The organism is Megalodesulfovibrio paquesii (genome assembly GCF_054653055.1).
The window spans coordinates 351954-368637 of the sequence record NZ_BAAIGQ010000005.1 but is presented as its reverse complement, the minus strand read 5'-3'; the positions used below and the strand labels follow the sequence as shown (position 1 = coordinate 368637).

At 64.9% G+C, this 16684-nt stretch carries 16 protein-coding genes; 15 read left to right on the top strand and 1 reads right to left on the bottom strand.

Annotated features, from left to right (window positions below; translation table 11 throughout):
* The first annotated feature begins 49 nt into the window (after positions 1-49).
* From ACYQ00_RS08185 to ACYQ00_RS08175, 3 genes are read left to right on the top strand one after another with little or no spacing between them, the layout of a single operon-like run.
* Positions 50-1078 carry an ABC transporter substrate-binding protein gene (locus ACYQ00_RS08185; RefSeq protein ID WP_460031644.1) on the top strand — a complete coding sequence of 343 codons (1029 nt, stop codon included), beginning with the start codon at positions 50-52 and terminating at the stop codon, positions 1076-1078.
* On the top strand, positions 1075-1836 hold the full coding sequence (locus ACYQ00_RS08180; RefSeq protein ID WP_460031643.1) for a GTP-binding protein: 762 nt from the start codon (positions 1075-1077) through the stop codon (positions 1834-1836). Before ACYQ00_RS08185 ends, ACYQ00_RS08180 begins: the two co-directional genes overlap by 4 nt.
* A complete protein-coding gene (locus ACYQ00_RS08175) occupies positions 1826-2653 on the top strand; it encodes an ATP-binding cassette domain-containing protein (RefSeq protein WP_460031642.1) in 828 nt (275 codons plus the stop codon). The genes ACYQ00_RS08180 and ACYQ00_RS08175 overlap by 11 nt, the downstream gene beginning before the upstream one ends.
* A gap of 84 nt (positions 2654-2737) precedes the next feature.
* Here ACYQ00_RS08175 and ACYQ00_RS08170 read toward each other — a convergent pair whose 3' ends face one another.
* Positions 2738-3076, bottom strand: coding sequence for an EF-hand domain-containing protein (locus ACYQ00_RS08170; protein ID WP_460031641.1), 339 nt, complete (start codon positions 3074-3076; stop codon positions 2738-2740).
* Between the two features lie 232 nt (positions 3077-3308).
* Between ACYQ00_RS08170 and ACYQ00_RS08165 the strand changes: the two genes are divergently transcribed.
* The 12 genes from ACYQ00_RS08165 (at position 3309) to ACYQ00_RS08110 (ending at position 16594) form a co-directional block, all read left to right on the top strand.
* Positions 3309-4538 carry an efflux RND transporter periplasmic adaptor subunit gene (locus ACYQ00_RS08165; protein ID WP_460031640.1) on the top strand — a complete coding sequence of 410 codons (1230 nt, stop codon included), beginning with the start codon at positions 3309-3311 and terminating at the stop codon, positions 4536-4538.
* Positions 4539-4541: 3 nt separating this feature from the next.
* Entirely contained in the window at positions 4542-5345 is an 804-nt protein-coding gene (locus ACYQ00_RS08160; RefSeq protein ID WP_460031639.1) for an ABC transporter ATP-binding protein, read from the top strand.
* Positions 5346-5355: 10 nt separating this feature from the next.
* The gene (locus ACYQ00_RS08155) at positions 5356-6513 is read left to right on the top strand and encodes an ABC transporter permease (protein WP_460031638.1); all 1158 of its coding nucleotides are present in this window, start codon (positions 5356-5358) and stop codon (positions 6511-6513) included.
* Positions 6513-7679: an ABC transporter permease gene (locus ACYQ00_RS08150; RefSeq protein ID WP_460031637.1), complete on the top strand. Its 1167-nt coding sequence runs from the start codon at positions 6513-6515 to the stop codon at positions 7677-7679. The genes ACYQ00_RS08155 and ACYQ00_RS08150 overlap by 1 nt, the downstream gene beginning before the upstream one ends.
* A gap of 146 nt (positions 7680-7825) precedes the next feature.
* Positions 7826-9253, top strand: a complete 1428-nt coding sequence (locus tag ACYQ00_RS08145; protein ID WP_460031636.1) for a sigma-54 interaction domain-containing protein — start codon at positions 7826-7828, stop codon at positions 9251-9253.
* Between the two features lie 69 nt (positions 9254-9322).
* Positions 9323-9685, top strand: coding sequence for a NifB/NifX family molybdenum-iron cluster-binding protein (locus ACYQ00_RS08140; RefSeq protein WP_460031635.1), 363 nt, complete (start codon positions 9323-9325; stop codon positions 9683-9685).
* A gap of 205 nt (positions 9686-9890) precedes the next feature.
* Entirely contained in the window at positions 9891-10169 is a 279-nt protein-coding gene (locus ACYQ00_RS08135; RefSeq protein WP_460031634.1) for a hypothetical protein, read from the top strand.
* A gap of 9 nt (positions 10170-10178) precedes the next feature.
* A complete protein-coding gene (locus ACYQ00_RS08130; RefSeq protein WP_460031633.1) occupies positions 10179-10553 on the top strand; it encodes a response regulator in 375 nt (124 codons plus the stop codon).
* A gap of 36 nt (positions 10554-10589) precedes the next feature.
* Positions 10590-11606 carry a response regulator gene (locus ACYQ00_RS08125; protein WP_460031632.1) on the top strand — a complete coding sequence of 339 codons (1017 nt, stop codon included), beginning with the start codon at positions 10590-10592 and terminating at the stop codon, positions 11604-11606.
* Between the two features lie 50 nt (positions 11607-11656).
* Complete coding sequence (locus tag ACYQ00_RS08120; RefSeq protein WP_460031631.1) at positions 11657-12937, top strand: sulfite exporter TauE/SafE family protein; 1281 nt, start codon at positions 11657-11659, stop codon at positions 12935-12937.
* A 9-nt stretch (positions 12938-12946) separates the two neighbouring features.
* Positions 12947-13645: a hypothetical protein gene (locus ACYQ00_RS08115; protein WP_460031630.1), complete on the top strand. Its 699-nt coding sequence runs from the start codon at positions 12947-12949 to the stop codon at positions 13643-13645.
* A 168-nt stretch (positions 13646-13813) separates the two neighbouring features.
* Complete coding sequence (locus ACYQ00_RS08110) at positions 13814-16594, top strand: PEP/pyruvate-binding domain-containing protein (protein ID WP_460031629.1); 2781 nt, start codon at positions 13814-13816, stop codon at positions 16592-16594.
* Positions 16595-16684: the final 90 nt, after the last annotated feature.

The window sequence follows — 16684 nt, the reverse complement described above, 5'->3', positions numbered from 1 at the left end:
CGGCAGGGGGAGGCCACCCTCCCCCGCCACCCTGCTTTTCGAGGGTTTCATGCAAGACCTGAATCAACTCATCCGCTCCATCACCGAGATGGAAGACGACGCGCCCCGCCAGGCCGAAGGCGCGGACCTGCTGCTCTACTGCCCCTGCCCGGTCAAGCTCGTGGCCCGGGACCGCGTGGAGGCCATCGCCGCAGCCGAGGCTGACGCCGGCCGGCCCCTCACGGTGCGCATCCCCATGGGCTGCACCAGCGTGGACCCGTATGACCCCCTGTTCATGGAGCAGGATCCCGCGCGCCTGCCCGGCATCATCGCCTCCATCGGCTTTGGCGATTTCTGGAAGCGCACCTTTACCCAGCGCCACCTGCAGGGCGGGCTCTTCAAGGCCGTGCTGCCCGAGCGCCTGAATCCCCTGCACGCCCGCGCCGGGCTTGTCGATCCCAAGGGACGCTACAGCATCTACGGCGTCACCCCCTACATCTTCCTGGTGGATGACAAAAAGCTGGGCCACGTGCCCGCCCCACGCACCTGGGCCGACGTGCTTGATCCCAAATACAAAGGCCTGCTGGTCATGTGCGGCGATGGGGACGACATGGCCGACGCCGTGGTCATGAACATCCACAAGGAATTCGGCATGGCCGGCCTCCAGGCCCTGGCCGACAACGCCAAATGCCTGCTGCACTCCTCGGAAATGGCCAAGGTGGCCGGCACCAACGATCCCCGCGCCGGCGCGGTGTTTCTCATCCCGGCCTTCTTTGCCGCCAGCGTCCGGCCCCTGGACCACGTGCGCATGGTCTGGCCCGAAGACGGCGCCTGCGCCTCGCCCCTGTACTTCCTGGCCAAGGCCGCGGAGCAGGAGCGTCTGGCCCCGCTGCTGCAGTTCTTTCTCAAGGATTTTGCCGAAATCGACAGCGCCCGCTGGTTTGTCCCCATGGCCGAGCACGATTCCCCGCTGCCCGAGGGCGCATCCCTCAAATGGGTGGGCTGGGACTATGTGGAAGAGTTCGACGTCAACCGCCTGCGCGAGGAGCTGCACCCCGTGTTCCGCAAGCTGCTCAGGGAAGGGCGGGGGCATCAATGAACGACAACTCCCGGCGGCCCCTGCGGCTCATCACCGTGGCCGGCCCGCCGGCCTGCGGCAAGACGGCCGTGATCGCCAAGGCTTGCGGTCTGCTGCGCGAGGCTGGCGTATCCACGGCGGTGATAAAGTTCGACTGTTTGCAGACCCGGGATGACGCCCTCTACCAGGCCGCCGGCGTGCCCGTGACCGTGGCGCTCTCCGGCGGTCTGTGCCCGGACCACTTCTTCGCCTCCAACCTCGAAGAAGCCTTCGCCTGGGCGCAACGCACCGGTGCGGAGTGCTGCATCATCGAGACAGCCGGGCTTTGCAACCGCTGTTCCCCCCACCTGCGCGGGGCCATGGGCCTGTGCATCATCGACAATCTGATGGGTATTGACGCACCGGAAAAGGTCGGCCCCATGCTCCGGCTGGCCGATCTTGTGCTGGTGACCAAGGGCGACCTCGTCTCCCAGGCCGAGCGCGAGGTCTACCGCCATCGCATCCGCCAGATGAACAGCCGGGCCATCATCCGGCACATCAACGGCCTTACCGGTCAAGGCTGCCGGGAGCTGGCCCAGATCCTGGCCATGGCCCCGGCCGTGGCTTCGGTGACGGAAATGAAACTGCGCTTCTCCATGCCCGCGGCCGTCTGTTCCTACTGCCTGAGCGAAACACGCATCGGCGCCAAATACCAGAAGGGCAACGTGCGCAAGGCGGACTTCTGCGCCGTACGGGAGACCGCTGCCGCCTTGCTGCAGGAGGAGGACGATGCTCAATAACCCCGGCGAAACAGAGACCAGCGGCGCCACGCGGCTCGGCTCCATCACCGTGCAGGCCGGCCGGGACAAGAACGGCGCGCCTGAACAACACAGCCTGACCCTGCGCGCCGGCGAGGTGGTGGCCCTGCTGGGCCCCACGGGATCTGGCAAAAGCCGGCTCCTGGGGGATATCGAATCCCTGGCCGATGACGACACCCCCTCCGGCCGCCGGCTGCTGCTGGACGGCCGCCTGCCCACAGCCGAGGAACGGTTTGCCCTCCAGGGCCGGCTGGTGGCCCAGCTGACCCAGAACATGAACTTTGTCCTGGACATGGGGGCGCTGGCCTTCGTCACCGCCCATGCCGAGAGCCGGGGCATCAGTGACCCCGAGGCGGCCGCAGCCGCCGCCCGGCAGGTCATCGACGCCGCCAACGCCCTGGCCGGCGAGCCCTTTCATCCAACCACCCAGCTCACCCAGCTTTCCGGCGGTCAGTCGCGGGCCTTGATGATTGCCGACACGGCCCTGCTCAGCTGGTCTCCGGTGCTCCTGCTGGACGAGATCGAAAACGCCGGCGTGGACAAGCGCGCGGCCATGCGCCTGCTGCTGCACAGCGAGAAAATCGTGGTGGTGGCCACCCATGATCCGGTGCTGGCCCTTTCGGCGGACCGGCGCGTGGTCATCGCCAATGGCGCCATCGCTGCCGTGCTGAGCCGCAGCCCCGAGGAAGCCGCCCTGCTGGACCGTCTGGCCGCCCAGGAAGACGGCCTGGCCGCCCTGCGCCACAGTCTGCGCGCCGGCGGCAAGGTGGGGGACTGGGCGCAGTACTTTGCCCAATAACGAAGCGGGGCGCTTTTCCTGCTGAAAAGCGCCCCGCACTCCCCCATCCTTGCGACCCTGGAGGAAAAACGTCCTAACCTGCAACTATTGCGTCTTGTTGCAGCTTTCCTGATCCTGATACGGTGTGCCCTGATTGTGCTTGCCCATGGCCTTGGCGTGGGACTCGGCAAAGGCTTCCCATTCCGGGCCGCTGATGGAGCCGTCACCGTCCTTGTCGATCATCTTGAAGGCGGCGTCCTTGTTGTCCGGATGCGCGCTGCCCTGCATCATGGTGTTGAATTCATCGCGCGAGAGCTTGCCGTCCTTGTCGGCATCCAGCTTGTCGAAACTCATCATGCCGTGCCCGTGCCCGGCCGGCATGCCTGCGTAGGCAGGGGCGGCGGCAACCAGGAGCAACAGGCAGAGAAGGCTGAACGTCTTCATTGTGGTGGACTCCTTTGAGGTGGTCGGAGGGAGCCAGGAGAATTGGCGCCCCGTAATCAGAAAGAGTAAGGCAGACGAGGGGGCGGGTCAATGCGATGGTCGGGATTTCCTGACGCTGTCTGCCACTTGGCGTTCCCGTTTCGGTCATCCCACGGCCATACCCTTCGCAACCCCCTGTTTCAATCAGCGCTTTTTCTTTGCAAGCCGAAGAATCGGTGCTAGATCCCCAGCCATGACTCCTGATGCTCCCCCCTCCGCGCAATCCCTGTCCGCCCTGCGCATCGACCGCGGCGGCCCTGGTGTCCGTCGCCGCCGCCGGATCCCCTGGGGGCTGCTCGTAGTGTTGTTGCTTCTGGCCGGTGCGGCGGGCTGGTGGTTCTGGCCGCGGCCGCCCATGGTCCGGCTGGGCTCGGTGGCCCAGACCTATCCTTCCCAGCAGCTTTCCACTCTCACGGCCAGCGGGTACATCGTGGCCGACCGCAAATCCTCGGTGGCAGCCAAGATCACCTCACAGCTGGTCTGGCTGGGGGTGGAGGAAGGCCAGCACGTGAAAGCCGGGGATGTCCTGGCCCGCCTGGAGGCCGAAGACCTCGCCGCCGCCCTGGACGCCGCCCGGGCCGAGGTGGTGGCGGCCGAGGCACGACTGGCCGAACTGCAGACGGATCTTGTGGACGCGGAACGCAACGAGCGCCGCCTGCGCGAACTGGTGCGCAAAGGCTCGGTGGCGCAATCGGAATACGACGCCGCGGACACCCGCCTGGGCGTGGCCCGCGCGGCCATCTTTCTGGCCCACAAAAACATCCTGGCCGCCAGGGCCAGGGCCAGCCAGGCCGAGGTGGACCTGGGCTACGCCACCCTGCGCGCGCCCTTTGACGCCGTGGTGCTGACCAAAAACGCCGACGTGGGCGACATTCTCACCCCCCTGGGCGCGGCGGCCAACGCCAGGGCCTCGGTGGTGACCATCGCGGACCTGGGCTCCCTGCAGGCCGAGGTGGATGTCAGCGAATCGCAAATCGGCAAGGTGGCCCAGGGCATGCCCTGCGAAATCGAACTGGACGCCCTGCCCGGCGAACGCTTCCCCGGCACGGTGCACATGATCGTGCCCACGGCGGACCGGACCAAGGCCACCATTCTGGTCAAAGTCCGCTTCCGCGAACTGGACCCGCGGGTGCTGCCGGACATGAGCGTGCGGGTGGCCTTCCTTTCCCGCGCCCTGGCTCCAGGCGAGGAGACGCCCCGCCTGACCGTCCCGGCCCAGGCCCTGCGCGATGGCAGGGCCCAGGATCAGACTGTGGTCCTGCGTTACCAGAACGGCACCCTGGAGCAGGTGTCCGTGCAGCTCGGCGAGCGCATGGGCGGGCTGGTGGAGGTGACGGGCAATCTGACTGCCGGCGAACGGGTCGTCCTCGCTCCGGTTCCGGAACTTGCCGGAGGCATGGCCGTGCGCGTGCAGGAAGAGTGAGCCATGCCCCACAACACCGCCTCCGAAACCATCCCCCTGCTGCGTATCCGCAACCTGGCCAAAAGCTACCGCCGCGGCGAGCAGGATATTCCAGTCCTGACAGACATCACCCTGGATATCCTTCCCGGTGACTTCGTGGCCCTGATGGGCCCCTCGGGCTCGGGCAAGTCCACCCTGCTGAACTGCATCGCCGGCATCGATCAGGCCGACGCCGGGGAGATTCTCTTTCGTGGCGAGGACCTCACCGCGTTTTCCGAAACCGAGCTGGCCGACTGGCGTTCCCGGCATGTGGGCTTCATCTTTCAGTTTTACAATCTCATTCCCGTGCTCACAGCCCAGGAGAACGTGGAACTGCCCCTGCTGCTGACGGATCTCCCCCGCCGCGAGCGCCACGAGCACGCCCGGGCCGCCCTGGCTGCCGTGGGCCTGGCCGACCGGCTGGACCACTACCCCGGCCAGCTTTCCGGCGGGCAGCAGCAGCGGGTGGCCATTGCCCGGGCCGTGGCCGCGGACCCCGAACTGCTGGTGGCCGACGAGCCTACGGGCGACCTGGACCGCGCTTCGGCCGAAGAAGTGCTGACCCTCATGGAACGGCTCAATCGGGAGCTGGGCAAGACCATCGTCATGGTCACCCACGATCCCAGGGCCGCCGAGCGCGCCCGCCGGCTCATTCACCTGGACAAGGGCGAATTGTGGACGGAAGCCAATGGCCAGTCCGGGACGGACGTAACTAGACAGTCCGGGACAGACAAAACTGGGCAATCCGGGACGGACGAAAACGGGCATCCGCCCGCCGCCCCGGCCTGAGGTGGCGGCCATGCTGCTCCTCAAGCTCCTGTTCCGCAATGCCTTTCGTCACCGGCTGCGCTCGCTGCTCACCGTGGCCGGCGTGGCGGTGGCCATCCTGGCCTTCGGGCTCCTGCGCACGGTCATCGACACCTGGAACGCCGGCGTGGAGGCCGCGGCGGCCAATCGGCTGGTCACCCGCAACGCCATCAGCCTGGTCTTCCCCCTGCCGCTTTCCCAGCGCGAGAAGATCCGCGCCGTGGAAAACGTCCGCGCCGTGTCCTACGGCAACTGGTTTGGCGGCATTTACATTGACGAGAAGAACTTTTTCGCCAACTTCTGCGTGGAGCCGGCCAGTTACCTGACCATCTACCCCGAATTCCTGGTGCCTGAAGAACAGCGCCTGGCCTTCATCAAGGACCGCAAGGCCGCCCTGGTGGGACAGAAACTCATGGACCGTTTCGGCTGGCAACTTGGCGATACCGTCACCCTGCGCGGCACCATCTACCCCGGCGACTGGCCCCTGACCATCCGCGCCGTGTACCAGGGCGCGCGCAACACCGTGGATGAGACGCAACTGCTCTTCCACTGGGCCTATCTCGACGAGACCCTCAAGCGCCAGGGGTCCCCCCAGGCCGGCGAGGTAGGGTTCTACATGATCCAGGTGGCCGACGAGACCCGGGCCGCCGAAACGGCCCGCCGCATCGACAGCCTGTTCAAAAACTCCCGCGCCGAGACCCTGACCGAAACGGAAAAGGCCTTTACCCAGGGCTTTCTGGCCATGAGCGAGGCCATCCTGGTGGCCATCCGCATCGTGTCGTATGTGGTGATCGTGATCATCCTGGCCGTGGCCGCGAACACCATGGCCATGAGCGCCAGGGAGCGGACCGCGGAATACGCGGCCATGAAAACCGTGGGCTTTGGCGGCCGGACCATCGGCCTGCTGATTATCGGCGAGTCCCTGGTGCTGGCCCTGGCCGGCACGGGGCTGGGTCTGGCTGGCATCCCCGCCGGAGCCAGGGCCTTTGGGCATTTTCTGGCGAACTATTTCCCCTATGTGGAAGTCAAACCCCAGACCTTTGAGCTGGGAGCGGTACTGGGCGCGCTGGTGGGCCTGCTGGCCGGGGTGTTCCCGGCCGTTTCCGCCGCCCGGCTGCGCATTGCCGAAGGGCTGCGGAGGCTGGGCTGATGGCCGTGCCGCTTTCCTATTCCTGGCGCAACCTCAAACGCCGCCGGCTGACCACGGCCCTGACCGCCGGAGGGATGGGGCTGGTGGTGTTCGTCTTTGCGGCCACGCTCATGCTGGCCGAGGGCCTGCAGCAGACCCTGGTGGCCACGGGCTCGCCGGAAAACGCCATCCTCCTGCGCAAGGGCTCGGAGACGGAAGTGCAAAGCGGCATCGAACGCTGGGCCGCGGGCATCGTCCTCACCGCGCCGGAGGTGGCCTCCGCCCCGGACGGCCTGCCCCTGGCCGCCCGGGAGCTGCTGGTGCTCATCGGCCTGCCCAAGAAGGGCGCAGGGGTTGTCTCCAACGTGCCTGTGCGCGGGGTGGAGGCGGCCTCCTATGCCCTGCGGCCGGAGTTTCGCCTGTTGCGCGGCCGGCTGCCCCGGCCGGGCTCCACGGAAGTGCTTGTTGGCGCGGCCGTGGCCCGCAGCTTTGCCGGTGTGGAGTTGGGGCAGTCCCTGGCCTTTGCCCAGGCCCGCTGGCCCATTGTGGGTGTGTTCGATGCCGCCGGCTCCGGCTTCGCCTCCGAGGCCTGGGGGGATGTGGAAGTCCTGATGCAGTCCTTCCGCCGGCAGGCCTTTTCCACGGTCCTGCTCCGGCTGAAGGAGTCTGCCGCCCTGGAGGCGTTGCAAACCCGCCTTGCCGCGGATCCCCGCCTGCAGGTGGACGTGTTCCGCGAGACGGCTTTTTATGAGAAACAATCCGAGATGATGGCCACCTTTTTGCGGGTGCTGGGCATCTCGCTCACGGCCATCTTTTCCCTGGGAGCCATGATCGGGGCCATGATCACCATGTATTCCGCCGTGGCCACCCGCGTGGCCGAAATCGGCGCCCTGCGCGCCCTGGGCTTTGGCCGCGGCGAGATCCTCGTCGCCTTTTTGCTGGAGGCCCTGCTGCTGGGCCTGCTGGGCGGGGCCATGGGCGTGCTTGCGGCCTCCCTGCTGACGCAGTTCACCTTTTCCACCACCAATTTCCAGACCTTTTCCGAGCTGGCCTTCACCTTCCGCCTCACGCCGGGCATTGCGATGCTCTGTGTGGGATTTTCGGCCCTGATGGGCGTGGCCGGCGGCCTGCTCCCGGCCCTGCGCGCGGCGCGGCTCTCCATTGTGGAGGCGCTCAGAGACGCGTGATGGAGCCAGGCCATGGCCATGGCCATCGCCATGGCTGGACAAGTTGTGCCGATGATGGGACGATGCGTGCGGCATCCACGAGGAGCACCGCTGGCCTGACCTGATCTGGCCTGGCCGGCCCTGCCCCGTTCACCTGTCGAGGAACCATGGCTGACGAGACGCTTCCCCTTCCGCTGGTCGAGCAGCTGTACGACTCCCCCGTGGAGCTGCTGCCCCTTCTGAACAGTATCCCCATGCCCGTGGTGCTGCTCTCCAGGGAGAAGCGCGTCCTGTTGCTGAACCGGCCGGCCCAGGCCCTGACCGGCTTCACCCAGGAGGAAGCCGAGGGGCTGCCCTGCCGGCACGTGCTGCGTTCCAGCCTCTGTGTGCGTGGCTGTCCTCTGGACAGTCTCCAGGCCGAGGACCGCGCCGTGGTCCACGAGGCGGACATCATCAACAAGCTGCGCCAGCGCATCCCCGTGCGGGCCACGCAATCCCCGGCCCTGACTGCCCGCGGTCGTCTGGCCGGGTACATCGAATGCATCGAAGACCTGCGCCCCTTCTCCGAAATGGCCACCCGGCAGCAGGCCGGCTTCACCTTCGGGCGCATTGTTGGCCGCTCGCCGCAGATGGAGCGGCTGTTCCAGCTGGTGCCGTCCATCGCCTCGTCCGATTCCTCGGTGCTGGTGACCGGGGAAACAGGAACAGGCAAGGACTTGTTGGCCGAGGCCATCCATCAGGCCTCACCGCGGGCCAAGGGGCCGTTCGTGAAGGTCAACTGCGGCGCCCTGCCGGAGACACTCCTGGAATCCGAACTCTTCGGCCACCGCAAGGGCGCCTTTACCGGGGCCACGGAGAACAAGCCGGGACGGTTCCAGCTGGCCCACAACGGCACCCTGTTTCTGACGGAAATTGGCGACCTGCCCCTGACCCTGCAAGTCAAGCTACTGACGTTTCTGGACGATCGCGTCATCTCCCCCCTGGGCGGCAGCATGCCCGTGCCGGTGAACGTGCGGCTCATCGCCGCCACGCATCGCAATCTGGAAGAAATGGTCCGCCAGGGCACCTTTCGCCAGGATCTGTTCTTCCGGCTCAATGTCGTCCGGCTGCATATCCCGGCCCTGCGCGATCGCGAGGAGGATGTGGCCCTGTTGCTGGACCATTTCCTGCGACGCATCAACGAGGAATTCAAGAAGCATGTCCAGACATTGAGCGACGAAGCCCGGGATGTTCTCCTGCACTACCCGTATCCTGGAAATGTCCGCGAGCTGCGCAACATCATCGAATATGCCGTCAACGTCTGCAGTGGCAGCCGGATTGAAGTCATCCACCTGCCCACCTATTTGCTGGAGCAGTCGGGATTCATGCCACCAGGCCTCTCCCGGCTCCCGGAGCACTCCCCCTTGCCGGCCCACCCGCCACAAGCCCGCAGCAGTGCGGTACACGAGGGAGATGCCTGGTCCGATACCGAAAAACGCATGATCCTCCAGGCCCTGGCCCAGGCCCGCGGACGGCGAGGCAAGGCGGCCGAGCTTCTGGGCTGGGGCCGCTCCACCCTGTGGCGGAAAATGAAGCAATATGGCCTGGATTCATAAGCCATCCCTGCGGTCAGCTGGCTGGCCGCCCTGTCCTATCCGCCACTGCTGAGTGGTTCTGGAGCGCCCATGTCCCGTCTGCTCATCCCCCTGTACGGCCCGGAAGTCGCCCCGCGTTTCGACCTGGCCACGGAAGTCTGGATCGGCGAGCTGGATCCCAAATCGCCGGAACGCATTCGCACCAGCACCATCATCGTACTTCCCCAAGCATCGGCCGAGGACCTCTGCCAGCTGATCCTGAAGGAGGAAGTGGAGGTGGTGCTGTGCGGCGGCATTGAAGAAGAGTTCTACGATTACCTGCAGTGGAAAAAAATCAAGGTGATAGACTCGATTGTCGCCCTGGCGGAAGATGCCGCCAAAGCCTGGGGCCGCGGTGAACTGGGGCCGGGCACCTCGGATGAGCGGCTCTTACTCCCCCGCAGCCGGGCCTGATTGTTTTATTTTGTTTCTTTTTGTTTTGTGCTTTTTTTACCAATTTGTTTCATATCGTTCTCCACTGAAACATTCCCCGCCTCCCCTGGCGACCCCAACTCCGCGTCTTTCCTTGCTCCGTCGCGCTTGGCACGGCTCTTGTTAATTCTGTGTCATACGCGGCTGGGGAAACCCCATGCTGCAAGCATGTCTCAAGGAGGTCGCCATGCTTCGTTTCATGCAGACGCTCAAGTCGCTGTTCGGCGCTGCCGGCAAGGCGCAGTCACAGGCTTCCGGGCGGGCCCGGCAGTCCCTCCACGATGACCTTGAAGACGCTTACGCCGCCGTGGCCTTTGCAGAACGAGGCGAACACGTCGTGGCTGAACGGGACATCCTGGGCGCCCTGCAGCGCGATACCCGCCGCACCCGGCAGAACCTGGGGGCCCTGCTGCAGGATGTGGGCCTGACTTCCTCGCATGTCTGGTACGGCCACGTTGTTGTGTGACGGTGCGATATGGATGCAGTACCCAAGCGAGTGCTCCTGGTGGAGGCAAACCCCGGCCTGCGGGAATACCTGCAGCGCAGACTGCGCAGCGAGGGCTACATCGTGAAAGCGGCTGGATGGGATGTGGAAAATTCTTTTGAAGAACATGTGGATGTGGCATTGTTAGGGCTGGGAGAGTTGGGAGAGGAGGGATTGGCCATGATGGATCGCATACACACCGTTTCCCCGCGTACCCCCATCATTGCCATGGCTCCGGAGGCGCACTTCAAACTCTCCCTGGCCGCGCGCAAGCATGGCGCGTATGATGACATCCAGGTTCCCTTTGATCTGCAGGAACTGCTGGACAAGCTGAATGCTGCCTGCGCCGCCCGCCAGGCTTCCTGAACAGCGCCGCACCGACCAAGGCCAAGGAACAGGACCATGCCCACCCTCTCCCTGCTCATGCTCCTCCAGGACGACGCCCTTGCCGCGGCGCTCATCGCCCGGCTGCGGTCGGACAAGCTGCTCAAGGACATCATGCTCCTGAGCGACATGTCCGCCGGGGGGCTGGATCCGGCCGCCCAGCAGCTGCCGGACGTCCTGATCCTGGATCTGGAGATGCTGACCCCCCAGGGAGCCGATGGCCTGGCCATTCTGCACAAGATTCGCAGCCTGTACCCGGAAATCCGCGTTATCACCCTCTTTCCGGCAGAAGAACCCGCCATCAAGAACGAGGCTGCCAAGCTGGGCGCATTTTATTCCCTGGCCAAGGCCCGCGAGAGTGATCCGCAGGCAGAGGAGTCCGGGGCCTCCCTGATTGATCTGGACGAACTGGTCCTGGCCATCCGCCGCGCTGCGCGAGCCCGCATCGAGGACGCCATGGTGGCCGTGGCCTATGCGGAAAGCGGCGACTTCGAGACCGTGGATGCGGTGATGGCTTCCAGCCTGCCGGCCCCGGCGCGTGTCGAGGCTGCCGGTGCCGTTGTGCGCGTGCTGGTGGCGGGAGAGGATCAACCCGTGCTGGCCCGGCTGGCCCGCAAGCTGGCCCCCCGCCGGGTGGCCGTACAGGCAATTTCCAGGTGCGAAGGCGTGCTCGCCGCCCTCAACTCCCCCAACCTGGGCACCGTGGAGGTGGTGGTGCTCAACGCCGCCGGCAACCCTGGCCAGTGCCTGGAGACCCTGCGGCAGATCAAACAGCATCACCCTGCTGTGGCAGTCATTTTGCTGGCCGAAGCCCACGAGGCGGACGCCCTTTCGGAATGCACGTCCCTTGGCGCGTTCGACTGTCTGCTGCACCCCGTGGACGTGGAACATCTTGTGGAACGGCTGGAGGACGCCTCCTCCCACCGCGGGACGCCCGCAGAGCCCACGGGCACCACAGCCCCCATTCAGGCAACCCCCTCCCAGGAGTCGGCGGAGGACCCGCGTGCTCTGGGAGATCATACAGTGGCGATGTGACAAGAAATTTTTGAAAGGCCATGTGAAACAATTCACAACGGGAGCGGAAAATGAACGTAATGCGGCAAATGTACCAAATGCTCATGGCGGGTACCGAGCGCCATGCCCGCTGGGAGTATGAAACCAGCATGAATATCCTGCGCAGCAAAAAGCGGATGCTGCTTGTTGCTGTGCTCACCATCATTCCCATGGTCATTTATGGCCTGTGTTTCGCCGGGGATGACACCCTGCCCAAGATGCTCGGGGACAAAACGGCCTACAGCCCCGCCTTTTATGAACTCAAAATCTTCCTGGTCACCATCGCCATCGGCCTGTGCGCCGGCCTGATCACGGGCTGCATCGGCGCTGGCGGGGGCTTCATCATCACCCCGGCCCTCATGAGCGCAGGCATCAAGGGCATTCTGGCCGTGGGCACGGACCTGTTCCACATCTTTGCCAAGGCCATCATGGGCACCGTGGTGCACAAGAAGCTGGGCAACGTGAACGTGCCCCTGGCCGTGGCCTTCCTGGTGGGCTCTTTGGTGGGCGTGCTTGTGGGCGGGGAAATCAACCGCACCTTGTACGACTACGACCCCCTGCTCTCGGAAGTCTTCATCTCCGGCGTGTACGTTGTGCTGCTGGGCTTCCTGGGCTTCTACTCCCTGACGGACTTCTTCAAGCTCAAGCGTGCCGGCGGCAAGGTGGACTCCCACGGCCACGTGGAAGGTGGTTCCTCCCATGAGCAGAAGAAGGGCCTGCCCGCCACCCTGCAGGGCATGAACATCCCCCCGATGATCAAGTTCGACGAAGATCTCTACCCCGGCGGCAAGAAGATCTCCGGCGTGTTCGTGGCTGCCTGCGGCGCCTTTGTGGGCCTGGTGGCTGCCATCATGGGCGTGGGCGGCGGCTTCATCACCTTCCCGGCCTTCGTGTACGTGCTGGGCGTGTCCTCCTTTACCACCGTGGGCACGGACATCCTGCAGATCATCTTCACCGCCGGCTTCGCGGCGTTTACCCAGTACGCCCTGTACGGCTACATCTTCTACACCCTGGCCATGGGCATGCTGCTGGGCTCCCTGCTGGGCATCCAGATCGGCGCCCTGACCACCAAGATCGTCCCCGGCATTTATATCCGCGGCTTTTACGCCACGGCCATCCTGGCCGGCTTTGCCAACCGCCTCTTTGCCCTGCCGCCCAAGCTGGTGAAGATGAAGTGGATTGACCTCTCTCCTGCCATGGTTTCCTCCATCGACCTGGTGGGCCAATGGATCTTCTTCATCGCGGTGGGCATCTTCGGCGGCTGGATCATCTTTACCTTCCTGACCAACCTCGGCAAGCTGCGTGAGGAATAAGCAATGTCCATGCATAAGAAAGAACTCGGCATCGGCATCTCCCTGCTGGTAAGCTTCTTCGTTGTCCTGTTTCTCATGTTCACCCCGCTCTTTGACGGCAAGAACACCCTGGAAGCCTCGGACAACCTCTTCAACTCCCTTTCCAAGGGCTCCACAAACTTCTTTGATCGCGTGAGCAAGGAAGCGGACAAGTTCGATGGCAAACAGGTGGAAGTGACCATCGACCTCAAGGACAAGGTCATGGCCCCGGCCATCACCATCCTGACGGCCACCGGCATGACCGCCACCCAGAACGGCGGCCAGCTGACCATCAAAGGCGACTACGGCAAGATGATGCATGCCGCCAATGTGGACGCCGAACTGCTGTACAACCAGAAGGATGCCGATGTTGCGGCCAAGTACAGCGGCGTCAGCGCCAAGATGGCCTTGTACACTTGGTGGAATATTGCCAAGGAACTGGACATCCCCCTGAAGAAACTCAAGCTGGTGGAAGAAGCCAAGGCCATGAACACGCTGCTTACCCGCAGCATCGAAGTGGGCTATAACTTCGCCGGCATCGAGCCCGTGAAGGTCAAGGACCGCCTGGGCATCCTGATCTTCTCCCTGGCCTTCTACGTGGCCTACACCATGTGGTTTGGCTATGGCGTGCTCTTCACCTTCAATGGCCTGGGCTTCGCCATGAAGGCTGGCAAGAAGAAGGAAGCCTAACTCCACCACGCGTCTTCCCGCGTACCCTGATTCCGGGGGGCGAGCAGCTCCGGCTGCCTGCTCCCCGGAACCTTTTGGCAAGAATCTGCTGGCCCGACGCATGGAAGTGGACTATATCCCACTCAGGATTGCACCCTCGAAACCTTGAACCGGATGCATGGTGAGACGATGGCGGGCATCCTGGAACGCCTCTCCTCCCTGTTTGGTGCGCGCGGCAAGAACGCCGCCGCCAAACAGACCGCCCTGGAAGAGGGCCGCCGCACCCTGCAGTTCCGCTACGAGCAGTTCCGTCTGGCCCTGGAGGCCAACACCCGCGCCCTCACGGGAATGGCCGACCTGGCCCACGCCTGCGATTCCCCTTCCCTCCCCGAACCCATTGCCCAGGACGTCATGGCCTGGCTGGACGGCCAGATTGTCCGCATCGGACGCGAGGTCTTCACCATGCTCCGGGCGCTGCAGGCCATGGCTCCGGGCCAGTACGCCTCCCTGACCGAGCGGTTCCGGGAGATCCAGCGCGAGATACAGGCCCAGATCCGGCCCAATCTGGTCTCCCCGGATGGCCCCCTCACCCTGCGCATTTCCGAAATGAGCGCGGACATGGGCGCCGTGGTGGGCGGCAAGATGGCCCAGCTGGGCGAAATCCGCAGCCAGCTGCTTTTCAATGTGCCGCCGGGATTCGCCATCACCGTGCACGGGTTCGCCCTGCTGCGCGATGCCATCGGCCTGACCGATCTGGTGGCCCTGGAGTGCGGCAATCTTTCCCCGCTCTTTCCGCAGGCCTTGCACGCTGCCTGCGGCCGCATCCGTCAGCGGATCATGGATGCCACCCTGCCCGACGAGCTGGAAGAGGCCATCTGGAAGCAGTTCGCCCGGTTGCAGTCCATCAAGGGCAAGGATGTGGCCGTGGCCGTGCGGTCCAGCGCCGTGGGCGAGGATGCGCCGGGCGCGTCCTTTGCCGGCCAGTTCCGCACCCTGCTCAACGTGCGCGAACCTGCGCTCATTGATTCCATCAAGGAAGTCATCGCCAGCCTCTGGTCTCCGGCAGCCGTGTGCTACCGCAAACGCCTGGGCATCCGGGAAACCGAGGCCGCCATGGCCGTGGGCGTGCTGACCCAGGAAAACGCCCTGTGCGGCGGCGTGGCCTATTCCCGCCACCCCCTGGCTCCCGAGCTGGACGCCGTGACCATCGCCTCCAACTGGGGTCTGCCCAAAAGCGTGGTGGACGGCGCCACCCCCACAGACCATTTTCTCGTCTCCCGCTTTCAGCCCATGCGCGTGGTGGAGCGCCGGGTGGCCGTCAAGCACCGCAAGTTCATCTGCCTGCCGGAGGAAGGCGTCTGCCGCCTGGAGGTCAACCCCGAAGACGCCTCCCGCCCCAGCCTGGACGACGCCCAGGCCATCAAGGTGGCCCATACCGCCATGCGCATGGAGGCGTATTACGGCCATCCTGTGGATATCGAGTGGTGTTTCGGCCCGTCCAACACGGTCACGGTGCTGCAGTGCCGTCCCCTGGAAGTGGCCAAGGACATGCAGCCCCCGCACATGCCGCCGAACCTCCCGCCGCTCCTGCGTGACGGGCGCACGGCCTCTCCTGGCGCAGCGTACGGGCCGGCCTTTATCATGCAAAAAGAGGCGGACATGCTGCAGTTCCCCGAGGGCGCGGTGCTGGTGGCGGAAACCGCCTCCCCGCGCTATGCCGCGCTGCTGCCCAAGGCCGCGGCGGTGCTCACGGAACACGGCAGCCTGACCGGACACCTGGCCAATGTGGCCCGCGAGATGGGCGTGCCGGCAGTGTTTGGCCTGGAAGGCGCGCGAACCCATGTGCCGCCTGGCAAACTCGTCACCGTGGATGCGGACTTGGGCATGATTTTTCCCGGCCGGGTGCGTCAGGTGCTCACGCGCACCAATCCCAAGCCGCTGCTGGGCGCCACGCCCGGCCGCACCGCCATGCAAGCGGTGCGGGAAAAGATCGACCCCCTGACCATGCTGGACCCGCACGCACCGACCTTCCGGGCCGCCTCCTGCAAAACCTGGCACGACATCACCCGCTTCTGCCACGAAAAGATCGTGATGGAGCTCTTCGAGCAGGCCGAGAGCCTGGACCAGAAGATGGATGACTGCGACATGCGCGAATGCCGCCGGCTGGTGGCCGAGAACGCCATGCAGTTCTGGGTGCTGGACCTGGGCGGCGGCGTCATGCCGCGCAGCGAGGAACTGGAGGTGGTGGAAGGCGTGTACATGGGCCGCAAGATCTCGCGGACCATCGTCAAGAAAATCGTCACCCTGGAAGAGATCGTCTGCCAGCCCATGCTGGCCCTGTGGCGGGGCATGATGGCCAAGCCATGGGAGGGACCACCGCCCATTGATTCGCGCGGGCTGATGAGCGTTTTCATGGAGGCCACCACCAACCCCATGCTGGATGTGAGCCGCGGCTCGCCAATGCAAAACAAGAATTACTTCATTATTTCCAAAGACTTTGTCTGCCTCCAATCGCGCTTTGGCTTTCACTTTCTCACGGTGGAAGCCCTGGTGACCCCGGACCCGTCCAATGCCTATGCCCTGTTCCGCTTTCGCGGCGGTGCGGCGGATCTGCAGCGGCGTTCCATCCGGACCAAGATGGTCGGGGAGCTGCTTGCCGAGTTCGGCTATTCCATCGATCTGGTGGACGACGCCCTGAACGCCAAAGTGGACTGTCTGCCGCCGGAAAAGATGCTCCGCCAGCTGGAAGTGCTGGGCTATCTGCTCATGCACACCCGCCAGCTGGACATGGTCATGGCCGACCCGAACATGGTGGCCCGCTACCGCACCGCCATCCAGCAGGACATCCGGGCCATGTATGCCGGAGAACCGCTGCCGCACACGCTGCAGGCTGCAGCGGCACAGCCGGCGGCCGCTCCGGACGCCGCTGCCTCGCCCCATTCCCCGGACGTCCTGCCTTCCGCCAACTGAAGCCCGCATCACCTTCCTTGCCTGTCGGAAATGCCTTGCGCTCCCTGGGCGGCATGACTATTTTCACGCCATATGATCGCACCTCGTCGC